Below are 13,344 nucleotides of genomic sequence, written 5' to 3' on the forward strand. Positions count from 1 at the left end.
AACATGAAAAAGCTATTAATACCTATTTTTTGCTTTTTGGGCCTATCATTGATGGCTCAAGAAACCATGCATCCGTCCCCTGCACAAACGAAGAAAATCGTGATTACAGGTGCGACATTGCACATTGGCAATGGCCAAGTCATTTCCAATGGAACCGTTGCCATCGATAAAGGCAAGTTGACGATTCTAACATCGGCTCCTGCTTTATCTGCCGATGTCGAGCACATCGATGCTTCGGGGAAACATATTTATCCGGGTGTGATTGCACCGAATACCAACTTAGGTTTGGTGGAAGTTAGCTCAACCAAATCAACGGTTGACTTCGACGAGTTAGGTGAAATGAACCCGAATATTCGTTCGATTGTTGCTTACAATACGGATAGTAAGGTGATCAATACCCTGCGCACAAATGGTGTTTTATTGGCTCAAATCGTTCCACAAGGGGGCTTGATTTCGGGTTCATCTACCATCGTTCAGCTGGATGCTTGGAACTGGGAAGATGCAGCTTATGCCTTGGATAATAGCGTACATATGACTTTCCCTGCATTGATCAATCGTCCAAATGGTGGTGGTCGTCGCGGAGGCGAATCGGATGCCGTGAAAGCTGGATTAGAGCGTATCGAATCCGCGCGTGTATTTTTCCGTGAGGCAAAAGCTTATTTGAACGAGAAGTCCCATGCTGCGATTAATTTAAAATTTGAAGCAACCAAAGGTCTTTTTGATCGGTCTAAATCCTTGTATGTACATTGTGATTTAGTGAAGGAAATGCTTACGGCGATTGATTTTGCCAAAGAGTTTAACTTCAAATTAGTCATTGCGGGCGGTACAGATAGTTGGATGATTGCAGATATTTTAGCCGCAAACCAAGTGGCTGTTATTTTGCACGAACCACATGCGCTTCCTGCTGCAGAAGATGATGCGGTAGACCAACCGTATAAAACGGGTGCCCAATTGCAAAAAGCAGGTGTGTTGTTTAGCATTTGCCAAGATTCAGGCGATGGCTATACGCAGATTCGTAACTTGCCTTTCTTGGCGGGAACGATGGCGGCTTATGGCTTAACGCGCGAAGAAGCCTTGTCGGCAATTACCTTGAACCCAGCCAAAATCTTAGGCATCGCAGATCGTACAGGAAGTTTGGAAAATGGGAAGGATGCGAATATTGTTATTTGTCAAGGGGATTTGTTAGACATGAAATCGAGTGTCGTAACGCATGCCTTTATTCAAGGCCGTGCGATTAACTTGGACAACAAGCACACGCAATTGTATAACCGCTACAAGTACAAATATAACTTGTAGACATTGTGCGTATTCTTGAGAGGGTCGGCAAAGTCATTTGCCGACCTTTTCATTTATTTAGCCTATTTTTGTTTTGTGAAACAGCGTTTGCTTCTTTTTGACACGATTCTTGATGGTCATCATCCGGAATACCTCATTCACCTGATCGGCTATTACAGCAGTCGGCCAGAAGTGGATGTCATTGTCGCAACAGGTGCGTCTTTTCAAGAAGAATTTACCAAACGCCAAAAAGCAGAGCAATTGGTCTGGGGCGATAATATCCAATTTTATTCGATTCCTGAGCACTTGATTGTCAAGGGGAATATCTTACTACGTTCACTGCGTGAATGGAACTTGATGTTGGCCATTGCCAAAGAGACCCAGGCAAATCAGGCTGTGCTCATGTACATGGATTATTTCCCTTTGGGAGCTATTATGGGAAATAAGGCAGCAGTTCCGGTGGCTGGCATTAGCTTCCGTCCTCCTCGAGAAATTCAAGGACCCTTTGATTTCGTGAAGCATAAAATGTGGCAGTCGATGTTGGCCTCCGGCCAAATAACCCGCGTTTTTTCCTTGGTACATTCCGCGGTACCCGTGTTAAATGCATTAGCTGGAGAGCGCCGGGCATTGCCTTTGGCAGATCCCGTGATTCAATTGCCCCTGAGTGCATCACAAATCGCCGATTTTCGTTTAAAACATGCGATTCCGAACGATAAAAAAGTCTATTTAAATTTCGGGCAGCTTGATCAGCGCAAGGGAATCGAGGGATTTTTGTTGGCCTGTAAGCAAAAAAGCCCAGCGGAATTAAATCAAATTTGCTTGCTTTTAGCAGGCCCTATTGAACCCGCTTATCAAGCGCATATTGAATCGCTCTTAGGGGAGTTGCCAGATTTAGAGGTCATTAAACTTTTTGATCACCTGCATTACCCGACGATTGAATTATGTTTCGAAGTTGCGGATGTCGTATTGGTGACGTACCAAGGGCATATGGGCATGAGTTCGGTGTTGATTCGTGCGGCCTTGGCAGGCAAACCCGTGATTGGAACTTCGATGGGAACGATAGGCGCGACGATCGATGCGTATCAATTAGGTCTTTCGATTGATCCTTCGAATGCTTTTGAATTCGCGCAGGCCTTAACGGGCAAGCTGAAAACAAATGCTGCTTTACAAAGCGAATTCGTTCGTCAAAATTCTGTGGAGGCGTTTACACTTACGATAGCGCAAGGTATTGAATCTTTGAGCTAAGATCCTTCAGTAAATTCTTCGTTCTTTCGGGGCGGGCATCCGTAATAAATACCTGCCCAAAATGGTCCTCGGCCATCATTTCAATTAAGCGTTGGATGCGTCGGTCGTCCAATTTATCAAAAATATCATCCAGTAATAATAGCGGTTTCCGAGGTTTAACAGCCGTTAATGCATCGAATTGTGCGAGTTTAAGCGCAACCACAAAGCTTTTAGTCTGGCCTTGCGAGCCGTATTTTTTCAAGGGATATTCATTGATTTCAAATTCGAAATCATCCCGGTGAATACCCACGGTTGTTCGCTGGGCTGCAAAATCTTGCCGCTCCGCTTGCTTTAATGCTTCATCCAATTTCCCCGCTTCAAAGGTAGATTCCATACGAATCATAACTTGTTCACGATCATCCGATAATGCCGCATAATGCGTTTGAAAACGCGGCAAAAAGTCCTTCAAGAATTCAATCCGCGCATTATTGATGGATTCGCCCAATATAACCAGGGGCTCATGGTAGCTAGCCAGCATCAAGGAGTCATGCGTCCCGCTTTCCGCAAACATTTTCAGCAAGCTGTTCCGCTGTTGGACGATGCGGTTATAGCGCATTAAATTCTCTAAAAAACTACGATCCAGTTGGGCCATCACCCCATCGAAGAATCTTCTCCGTGTATCGCTGCTGTCGCGTACCAGGTCCGTATCATGCGGATCCATGAGCACTATGGGGAAATTGCCAATGTGATCCGCCAAACGCGTGTAGGGTTTTTGGTCGCGTAACAACGCTTTTTTCTGCCCTTTCTGAACGGCGCAGGTAATTTGCGTTTCGGTTTCGGGAACATGCTCATCCTTTTGAAAGATAAAGCTGCCTTGCACCATAAAAAAGTTGTCGCCGTGTCGGATGCACAAAGGATCCGCGACACCGCGCGCGCTTTTGGTCAAAGAAAGAAAATGAATGGCATCCAGGAGATTCGTTTTACCGATTCCGTTTTCGCCCACGATGCAATTGATGTTGGGAATAAATTCAAATTGCGCCTCCTCGTAGGATTTAAACTGTTTGACCTGTAAGGATTTTAGGTACATAGGGACGAGCGTATGGGCACAACGCCGTAAAAATAAAGAATAATACGCGATTTTTTGGCTGCTTGCGTGTTTTGTTTTAATTTCGCCTTGGTTTTGACTGGGGCATTTTCCCCTGGCAACAAAAAATTTCCGATCGACAGATGGCAAAGAAAGAAACACAAGCACCTAAGTATTCCAAAGAGACATACATGTACTGGTACGAATCCATGCAATTACAACGCAAATTCGAAGAGAAGTGCGGTCAATTGTACGGAATGCAAAAAATCAAAGGTTTTTGTCACTTATACATTGGCCAGGAGGCTTGCTCTTCGGGTTCTAAATCAGCCTTACGCGAAGGCGATAAATACATTACCGCTTACCGTGACCATGGTATCCCTTTAGCTTTAGGAACATCTCCTAATGCGATTATGGCGGAATTATACGGTAAAATTACCGGTGCTTCCAAAGGAAAAGGGGGCTCGATGCACATCTTCGATAAAGAAGTGGGCTTTGTAGGAGGACACGGAATCGTAGGCGCACAAATCCCATTGGGAGCAGGTTTGGCATTTGCTGAAAAATATAAGAAAACAGGTAACGTATCGATCACTTATTTCGGTGATGGCGCGTCTCGTCAAGGAGCTTTACACGAAGCGTTCAACATGGCGATGACATGGAAATTACCTGCGATCTTCGTAGTAGAAAATAATGGGTATGCGATGGGTACTTCGGTGGCTCGCACATCGAACGTAACGGAATTATACCAATTAGGTGAGGCGTATGATATGCCATCTGAAGCGGTTGACGCGATGGATGTAGAGGCTGTTCACGAAGCAGTTTCACGTGCTGCGGCGCGTGCTCGTGCGGGTGAAGGTCCTACGTTTTTGGAATTCAGAACGTATCGTTACCGTGGGCACTCCATGTCAGATCCGCAAAAATACCGTTCTAAAGAAGAGGTTGAGGCCTACAAAGAGCGTGATCCAATTGAGCAAGTGAAGCAACGTATTTTCGAATATGGTATCGCGACACAAGCGGATTTAGATGCAATCGATGCAAAAATCAAGGTTCAAGTACAAGAATCCGTGGATTTCGCTGAGGTGTCTCCATTCCCTACGGCGGATGAGGCTTACAAAGATGTATATGTGCAAGAAGATTATCCGTTCATCACGGAGTAATCTGTTAAGCAAATAAGTGAGAGGCGCGGAATTCATTCCGCGCCTTTTTTATTACACGAGTAATTTATCGATGGCCAAAATCTCATCCCGGAATTTCGCTGCCAATGGGAAGTCCAAATCACGGGCTGCACGCTCCATCTCTTTTTGAACAGCTTCTTTCTGCTTCTTCAGTTCAGGTTTGCTCATGTAGGCCAATAATGGATCAGCCGCCTGCAAGGATTCTTTCGGCGTGATTCCGTACGATTTCATCGGTTTCGCCATGCGATCCGCAATGGACGTCTGCTCCATAATTTCATCATGACTTCGCCAAATGGTTTTTGGTGTGATGCCATGTTCCGTGTTATAGGCCGTTTGTCTTTCGCGCCGACGATTCGTTTCCGAAATAGCCCGCTCCATGGAGCCGGTCATTTTGTCCCCGTACATAATCACGCGGCCGTTTTCGTTTCGCGCTGCCCGACCGATTGTTTGAATCAACGAACGAATATCGCGCAAGAAGCCTTCTTTATCCGCATCCATAATGGCTACCAAAGAAACTTCAGGTAAGTCCAGTCCCTCTCGCAGCAAATTCACACCCACCAATACATCAATAACACCTAAACGTAATTCTCTTAATATCTCAACGCGTTCCAAGGTTTTGATTTCCGAGTGGATATAACGGCATTTAACGCCCACGCGGTCTAGGTATTTCGACATTTCCTCGGCCATCCGTTTGGTCAAGGTCGTGATTAATACACGCTCTTTTTTCTTGATGCGGTCATAGACCTCGTCGAGTAAATCGTCAATCTGGTTCTTCGTAGGTCGAACTTCGATTAATGGATCCAAAAGTCCCGTAGGGCGAATAATTTGCTCCACGACAACCCCTTCGGATTGTTTTAATTCATAGTCGGAAGGTGTCGCTGACACGTAAATCGTTTGGCCTACAATGTCTTCAAATTCCTGAAAAGTTAGCGGTCGGTTATCCATCGCGGATGGCAAACGGAAACCATATTCCACCAACGATTCTTTCCGGGAACGGTCCCCGCCGTACATCGCACGTATCTGTGGCATCGTCACGTGGCTTTCGTCCACGACCATCAGAAAATCATCAGGAAAAAAGTCTAATAAGCAGAAGGGGCGCTGACCTGGTTTCCGTTGGTCAAAATAACGAGAGTAGTTCTCGATGCCTGAGCAATAGCCCAGTTCGCGCATCATTTCCAAATCAAATTCCGTGCGTTGCTTGATGCGTTCCGCTTCTTGCAGTCGGCCGTCCTTTCCGAAATAGGAGATTTGATTCACGAGATCCGCTTGAATATCCGATATCGCATTGTTCAAGGTTTCGCGTCCTGTCACAAATAAATTCGCTGGGAAAATGGCAACCATCGTTTCTTTGGAAATTTTCTTTCCTGTCCAAGGGTCGATGCGGTGAATTTCCTCAATTTCGTCACCAAAGAAAATGACCCGATATCCGAAATCAGCATAAGCCAAAAAGATATCCACCGTGTCGCCTTTGACGCGAAATGTCCCGCGTAAGAATTCGCCTTCCGTTCTTGAATAGAGAATCTCGACGAGTCGGAAGAGGAATTGATTTCGAGAAATCGTTTCTCCTACGCCGATACGCATGATGGAGTTCTTGTATTCTTCGGGGTTTCCCATACCATAAATACAAGAAACGGAAGCGATAACGATGATATCTCGCCTACCCGACATTAGTGCTGCCGTGGTGGCGAGCCTTAATTTCTCAATCTCTTGGTTGATGGAAAGGTCCTTTTCGATGTAAGTACCTGTCGAGGCGATGAAAGCTTCCGGTTGGTAGTAATCGTAATAGGATATAAAATATTCGACGGCGTTTTCAGGAAAGAAGGATTTGAATTCGCCGTATAATTGTGCAGCAAGTGTTTTGTTATGGGATAAAATCAAGGTTGGCCGATTGACCTCTTTGATGACATTCGCGATGGTGAAGGTTTTTCCGGAACCTGTAACACCTAGGAGCGTTTGAGATCTTTCTTCCTTATGGAGGCCTTCCACCAATTCCTTGATGGCATTGGGTTGATCCCCTGTGGGTTGGTAAGATGACGCGATTTTAAATTCCATGTTCAAAAGTACATAATATTCGCTTGCAGAGAATAGGAAATGTGCGTAGAATCGGGTTATTTTTGAGGGTAAAAATTCAACAGATGATCAAGAACATTGCACTTTTAGGAATAGCCTTTTTAGGATGTGCATCCAAAGAAGCTCCAAAACCATTTTTACCGACAGAACCGATGACACCTGTTGTCCCTAAGGTATACACCTTCACCAAGGATCCGATTTGGGTGGACGAGTTTGAAACGCCAGGATTACCCAATGATAAATTTTGGTCTTACGATGTCGGGGGCTCGGGTTGGGGCAATAATGAGTTACAATATTATACGAAGGCGGATTTAGACAACGCGCACATTGAAAATGGCATTTTGACGATTGAGGCTATAAAGGAAAAAACAGGTGCGAATAATTATTCCTCAGCACGTATTGTCACAAAGGGAAAACAAGATTTCTTATATGGAAAGGTTGAGGTGCGCGCGAAGATTCCAGCGGGACGTGGAAATTGGCCTGCCATCTGGATGTTGGCAAGTCAATCGGATTACGGTTCTGTGTATTGGCCGGATAACGGTGAAATCGACATTTTGGAACATGTGGGTTATGATCCGGGCGTGATGCATTTTTCGGTTCATACCAAATCCTTCTATCATTCCATTGGAACGCAAAAAACAGCAACAACGCGGTTGGATGATTTTGATAAGGAGTTCCATGTCTATACGATGGAGTGGACGCCTCAAAGTATCAAGTCTTATATCGATGGAAAGTTATATTTTACTTTTGAGAATTCCGGTCGGGGATGGGAAGAGTGGCCCTTTGATAAGAAACAACACATCTTATTGAATCTGGCGATCGGTGGAAACTGGGGTGGCCAAAAAGGAGTAGACGACACGATATTCCCAAATAAGTTTTTGATTGATTATGTTCGAGTGTACGGATTAAACCCATAGAAATGAGATACCCAGCAGCGGCGGAGGCCTTTGATCGATTATTGTGCATCATGGATGATTTGCGGGAGAAATGCCCGTGGGACAAAAAGCAAACCTTGGATACCTTGCGTCACTTGACGATTGAGGAGACCTATGAATTATCGGATGCGATTTTGTCCAAAGACATGGCTGAAATTCGTAAAGAGGTCGGTGATGTGATGTTGCATTTGGTTTTTTACAGTAAGATTGGTTTAGAAACGGGTGATTTCGATGCGACATCGATGTTGCATGGTATTTGCGAGAAGTTGATTTCACGGCATCCGCATATTTATGGTGACGTGGTGGCGGAGACGGAGGAAGAGGTGAAGGCCAACTGGGAAGCTTTGAAATTAAAAGAAGGGAATAAGTCTGTGTTGTCCGGTGTGCCAGGTTCTTTACCCTCGCTGGTGAAGGCGATGCGGATTCAGGAAAAGGCGCGAGGTGCGGGGTTTGATTGGGAGGAGAAGGAGCAAGTTTGGGAGAAGGTAGAAGAGGAGCTAGGGGAATTCAAAGAGACTTTTGTGGGGAAAGACTTGTCGGCTACGCAAAAAGAGGAGGCGGAAGGGGAACTGGGTGATTTGATTTTCAGCTTGGTGAATTTTGCGCGCTTTATAGACATTAATCCGGATCAGGCAGTTGAACGGACAAATCGGAAATTTATTTATCGTTTTCAGCATTTAGAGCGTCGTGCGGCCGAAATGGGCAAGAATTTGCAGGATATGACACTGACGGAGATGGATATACTTTGGAACGAAGCGAAGGTGACGCTGCCAGGGTCATGACCCTGGCAGCGTCTACCGCCGAACGCAAATAAAAGTGGATTATTGCACAGAAAACTGATAAACTGTTTTCGAAGTATAGGTTTCTCCTGGACGCAATACGGTCGAAGGGAAATTCGGTTTATTAGGTGAATCTGGGTAATGCTGCGTTTCCAAGCAAAAGCCTGTACGTTTGTTGTACACGGCACCATATTTCCCAATCAAGTGCCCATCTAAATTATTTCCCGTATAGAATTGAACACCGGGTTCAGTCGTGAAAACTTCCATTACTCGTCCCGATGTAGGGTCTTCGACGCGCGCTATTTTTCCATAAGCACCAGGGGCTTTATCAAAAGCATAACAGTGGTCGTATCCGCCACCTAAGGTAATTTGCTCATCTTGGGCGTTAATATCTAAGCCGATTTTTTTAGCGGAAGTAAAATCGAAAGGCCCACCTTTCACGGATTTAACCTCGCCCGTTGGGATTAACACCTTATCGACCGGGATGAAGAAAGGAGCGTTCAACTGGATTTTATGGTCAAGCACATCGCGCTTCACATTGCCCGAAAGGTTGAAATAGGAGTGATTGCAGATATTCAGAACCGTTGCTTGGTCCGTTTTTGCCACATAATCCATCGACAAGGCATTGTCATCGCCTAAGGTATACGTTACTTGAACTTCGAGGTTACCGGGAAAACCTTCTTCGCCATCTTTGGAGAGGTAGGCAAGTGTTAGGCTTGCGCCATTTTTGGAAACGGTTCTCCATACTTGCTTGTCGAAGCCCTTCAGTCCACCATGTAAGTGCTGGCCATTGTTTTGTGCGGCTAAGGTGTAGCTTTTCCCATCCAGGCTGAATTTACCCGCGGCGATGCGGTTGCCATAGCGGCCTACGACTGCACCGAAGTAGGGGGAGTCGTTGATGTAGTCGGCTACTTGATCGAAACCTAAGACCACATCCTCCATGACCTCATTTTTATCTGGCACGATGATTTTGGTAATGATGGCACCGTAATTCATGATTTGGACCTCCATGCCTTGGGTATTTTTCAAGGTATAGAGGATAACAGGTTCGTTGGAAGTCGTTTGGCCAAAAGGCTTTTCTGAAATTAACATGTTGGTTTTGAGGGATTTAGTTTGCGCCATGCCCATAAAAAAGGAACAAGCAAAAAAGGCTGTCGCGAGTCGGAAAACGGTTTTTTTCATGGCAAATAGGTTATTGAACATCCAATTTAGAGAATTTGCTTGAAAATAAAATTATTCTTCCTATCTTTGCACCCCAATTTAAAAATTGTTTTACACTTAAATTCAGCACGTTAGCCCAGCGTGTTGATGTATCTAGGGCGATCAAATATGTCAAAAGTTAAAAAAGATTTCGACTGGGATTTAGTTGAAGGAAAAGGATTCGGCGGTAACTATACTGAGGATCAAAAAGCACAAATGGAGGCAGCTATCGAGGCTACTCTAAACTCGGTAACTGAAAAGGAAGTTGTGAAGGGGGTTGTTGTAAGCAAAACAGACCGTGAAGTAATCGTAAACATTGGATTCAAATCTGATGGTTTAGTATCTGCATCTGAATTCCGCGATATGCCGGATTTGAAAGCTGGAGATGAAGTAGAAGTTTACATTGAGAATCAAGAAGATGCAAACGGCCAATTGATTTTATCTCGCAAGTTAGCGAAGGTAATGGGCGCTTGGACGAACATTGAGAAAGCTTTGGAAGAAGATACAATCATCAATGGTTTCGTAAAACGTCGTACAAAAGGTGGTTTGATCGTGGATATTTTTGGAATCGAGGCGTTCTTGCCAGGATCTCAAATTGATGTGAAGCCAATCCGTGATTTCGATATTTTTGTTGGCAAAAATATGGAAGTTAAGGTGGTTAAGATCAACCATACAAATGACAACGTCGTTGTATCTCACAAAGTATTGATCGAGAAAGATCTTGAGGCGCAACGTCAATTAATCTTGAACAACTTAGATAAGGGTCAAGTATTAGAAGGTGTGATCAAAAACATGACTAATTTCGGTGTGTTCATCGACTTAGGTGGTGTGGATGGTTTATTGCACATTACAGATATCTCGTGGGGACGTATCAACCACCCACAAGAGGTGTTGAAATTAGATCAAAAAATCCAAGTAGTTGTATTAGACTTTGATGAGAACAAGAAACGTATCTCATTAGGTATGAAGCAATTGCAAGCACATCCTTGGGAAGCATTAGCTACTGAGGTTGAGGTTGGATCTAAAGTAAAAGGTAAAATCGTTAACGTTGCGGATTACGGTGCTTTCTTAGAAGTATTGCCAGGCGTTGAAGGTTTGATCCACGTTTCTGAGATGTCATGGTCTCAGCACTTGCGTAACCCACAAGATTTCTTGAAAGTAGGCGATGAAATGGAAGCAGTTGTGTTGACATTAGATCGTTCTGAGCGCAAGATGTCTTTAGGTATCAAGCAATTGACTGAAGATCCTTGGAACAAAACAGATTTGTTGTCTAAATATGCAGTAGGAACGAAGCACAAAGGAACTGTTCGTAACTTGACTAACTTTGGTTTATTCCTTGAGTTAGAAGAAGGTATCGATGGTTTGGTACACGTTTCTGACTTGTCTTGGACAAAGAAAATCAAGCATCCATCTGAATTCGTTAAAGTTGGCGATTCATTAGATGTTATCGTGATTGAGTTAGACGCGGATAACCGTCGTTTGGCATTAGGTCACAAGCAATTAGAAGAGAATCCTTGGGATACATTTGAAAGTGTATTCACAGTAGGTTCAGTACATAAAGCAACTGTTATTTCGAAAAATGACAAAATGGCTACGTTGGAATTACCTTACGGTATTGAAGGTTTAGCTGCTTTGAAACAATTGACGAAAGCAGATGAGTCAGTAGCTGAAGCGGGTGAGGCATTGGATTTCGTTGTAACGGAATTCCACAAAGAAGATCGCAAGATTATTCTTTCACACACACGTACATTCTCAGGTGCGCCAGTTGAAGAAGTTAAAGTAGAGAAGAAAAAAGCAACAAAAACTACAGAGAAGACTGCAACAGTTACAGCTGAGAAGTCGACAATGGGTGATATCGGAGCTTTATCTGCTTTGAAAGAGCAAATGGAAGGTGCTGAGCGTGAGCAAGCGATCAAAAAATTAGAGAAGAAATCTAAGAAAGCAGAATAATAGTTGTTTTAAGTTTTGATCAAAAGGGGATTCGGAAACGAATCCCCTTTTTTTGTGCTATCCTGATGCAGGCCTACAGATTTGCAAAATATCAAGAAAATGATTGCTTATTTCGAGGTATTTTGACAACTTAGGGGCTTGACTGAGAACGGGCGGAATGCTCATTCGCGTCTTAGCAATCTAAATCAATTAAACTATGGGAAATAATTCACGGAGAGACTTTCTTAAAAAAGCTGGCTTAGCTGCAGGAAGCTTTTACATTGTTCCGCGGCACGTATTAGGCAAGGGCTTTACGGCTCCTTCCGACAAGTTAAACATTATGGGTATCGGAGCTGGCGGAAAAGGCCAGAGTGATATCATGAGTTCATTCAACAAAGGCAAGGAGAACATTGTTGCTTTGGTTGATGTAGATGATCGCCGTGCGGTTCAGTCGCGTAAGGATTTCCCCAAAGCGAATTATTACCGCGATTTCCGTAAGGCATTAGAAGCCGAAGGAGATAATGTTGATGCGGTTATCGTGTCAACCCCAGATCATACGCATACAACGATTGCCATGGAAGCCATGCGTCGTAAAAAACACGTTTATGTACAAAAGCCATTGACGCACGACATATATGAAGCGCGTATGATGACTGAAAAAGCCCGCGAAATGAAAGTGGTTACACAAATGGGTAACCAAGGTTCTTCCGGTGACGGCGTGCGTAAAATGATGGAGTGGTTTGATGGGGGTGTGATTGGAAAAGTATCTGAAGTATTGGTTTGGACGAATCGTCCAGTTTGGCCACAAGGTATCTCTTATCCTGCTGCAGGGCATCCGGTGCCAGCGGAATTGGATTGGGATTTGTGGTTAGGGCCATCAAAATATCGTGAATTTAATCCAGCATTTGTGCCATTCAAATGGCGTGGATGGTGGGATTATGGTACAGGAGCCTTAGGCGACATGGGATGTCACTTATTAGATCCTCCATTTAAAGTATTAGGTATTCGTGATGCCTTGAACGTCGAATGTTCGGTTGGCTCTGTATTCCTTACGGATTGGGTTCCTGAGTGGATTCCAGAAGGATGTCCTCCATCATCGATGGTGACCTTAAATTATGGCCCATCAGCGAAAAACAAATCCAATGTCAAGTTGACTTGGTTTGATGGCGGTCTTCGTGCACCTCATCCAGCGGGTATTCCAGCGACGGAGGTTATCGGCGATGCGGATGGCTCGAATGGCGTTATCTTAATTGGATCAAAAGGAATTATGACTTGCGGTACCTATGGTATCAATCCTAAAGTATATAAAAACGGAAAGCGTGTAGATGAATCTGAATTGCCAAAAGCATCGTTGCCACGTGTCATTGGTGGAGATTCAGGACACAACACGCAATGGGTTGAGGCTTGTAAAGCTGGATATGGCAATATGGAAGTAAGTTCACCTTTCGATTATGCAGGTCCATTTACGGAGTCGGTATTGATGGGTAACTTAGCGATTCGTTCGTACATGTTACGTGAAGGCGAAGGCCGGAATGCGAAGTACATTGGTCGCCAACAGCTCGAGTGGGATGCAGCGAATATGCGCATCACCAATTTCGAAGCAGCGAATCAATTCGTGAAGCGTGAATACCGCGCGGGTTGGACGATGTAATCTGTTAAAACCTGATAATTAGAAA

The 13,344-nt window shown here is 44.3% G+C and carries 10 protein-coding genes; 7 read left to right on the plus strand and 3 right to left on the minus strand.

Annotated elements, in window-relative coordinates:
- Positions 1–3 precede the first annotated feature (3 nt).
- Together PQG45_RS06505 and PQG45_RS06510 are read left to right on the plus strand one after the other, a co-directional pair.
- Positions 4–1,296, plus strand: a complete 1,293-nt coding sequence (locus PQG45_RS06505; protein ID WP_315574701.1) for an amidohydrolase family protein — start codon at positions 4–6, stop codon at positions 1,294–1,296.
- A 75-nt stretch (positions 1,297–1,371) separates the two neighbouring features.
- A complete protein-coding gene (locus tag PQG45_RS06510) occupies positions 1,372–2,520 on the plus strand; it encodes a glycosyltransferase (protein WP_316070517.1) in 1,149 nt (382 codons plus the stop codon).
- Here the strand turns inward: PQG45_RS06510 and recF are convergent.
- Positions 2,486–3,586 carry a DNA replication/repair protein RecF gene (gene recF / locus PQG45_RS06515; RefSeq protein WP_316070518.1) on the minus strand — a complete coding sequence of 367 codons (1,101 nt, stop codon included), beginning with the start codon at positions 3,584–3,586 and terminating at the stop codon, positions 2,486–2,488. The genes PQG45_RS06510 and recF overlap by 35 nt on opposite strands.
- A gap of 140 nt (positions 3,587–3,726) precedes the next feature.
- On the opposite strand from recF, the gene pdhA reads away from it, so the two are divergent.
- Positions 3,727–4,737 (plus strand): pyruvate dehydrogenase (acetyl-transferring) E1 component subunit alpha, encoded by a 1,011-nt coding sequence (gene pdhA / locus PQG45_RS06520; RefSeq protein WP_315574706.1) that lies wholly within the window; start codon positions 3,727–3,729, stop codon positions 4,735–4,737.
- A 51-nt stretch (positions 4,738–4,788) separates the two neighbouring features.
- On the opposite strand, the gene uvrB is transcribed toward pdhA, so the two are convergent.
- Positions 4,789–6,807 carry an excinuclease ABC subunit UvrB gene (uvrB, locus tag PQG45_RS06525; RefSeq protein ID WP_315574708.1) on the minus strand — a complete coding sequence of 673 codons (2,019 nt, stop codon included), beginning with the start codon at positions 6,805–6,807 and terminating at the stop codon, positions 4,789–4,791.
- A gap of 83 nt (positions 6,808–6,890) precedes the next feature.
- On the opposite strand from uvrB, the gene PQG45_RS06530 reads away from it, so the two are divergent.
- Positions 6,891–7,742 carry a glycoside hydrolase family 16 protein gene (locus PQG45_RS06530; RefSeq protein ID WP_316070519.1) on the plus strand — a complete coding sequence of 284 codons (852 nt, stop codon included), beginning with the start codon at positions 6,891–6,893 and terminating at the stop codon, positions 7,740–7,742.
- Positions 7,743–7,744: 2 nt separating this feature from the next.
- Complete coding sequence (gene mazG / locus PQG45_RS06535) at positions 7,745–8,542, plus strand: nucleoside triphosphate pyrophosphohydrolase (protein ID WP_316070520.1); 798 nt, start codon at positions 7,745–7,747, stop codon at positions 8,540–8,542.
- Between the two features lie 39 nt (positions 8,543–8,581).
- Here the strand turns inward: mazG and PQG45_RS06540 are convergent, their stop codons facing one another.
- Positions 8,582–9,721, minus strand: coding sequence for an aldose epimerase family protein (locus tag PQG45_RS06540; protein WP_315574713.1), 1,140 nt, complete (start codon positions 9,719–9,721; stop codon positions 8,582–8,584).
- A 147-nt stretch (positions 9,722–9,868) separates the two neighbouring features.
- On the opposite strand from PQG45_RS06540, the gene rpsA reads away from it, so the two are divergent.
- Positions 9,869–11,689 (plus strand): 30S ribosomal protein S1, encoded by a 1,821-nt coding sequence (rpsA, locus tag PQG45_RS06545; RefSeq protein WP_315574715.1) that lies wholly within the window; start codon positions 9,869–9,871, stop codon positions 11,687–11,689.
- A gap of 196 nt (positions 11,690–11,885) precedes the next feature.
- The gene (locus PQG45_RS06550) at positions 11,886–13,319 is read left to right on the plus strand and encodes a Gfo/Idh/MocA family protein (RefSeq protein ID WP_315574716.1); all 1,434 of its coding nucleotides are present in this window, start codon (positions 11,886–11,888) and stop codon (positions 13,317–13,319) included.
- Positions 13,320–13,344: the final 25 nt, after the last annotated feature.

It is taken from the genome of Aquirufa regiilacus (assembly GCF_032470275.1).
GTDB lineage: Bacteria > Bacteroidota > Bacteroidia > Cytophagales > Spirosomataceae > Aquirufa > Aquirufa regiilacus.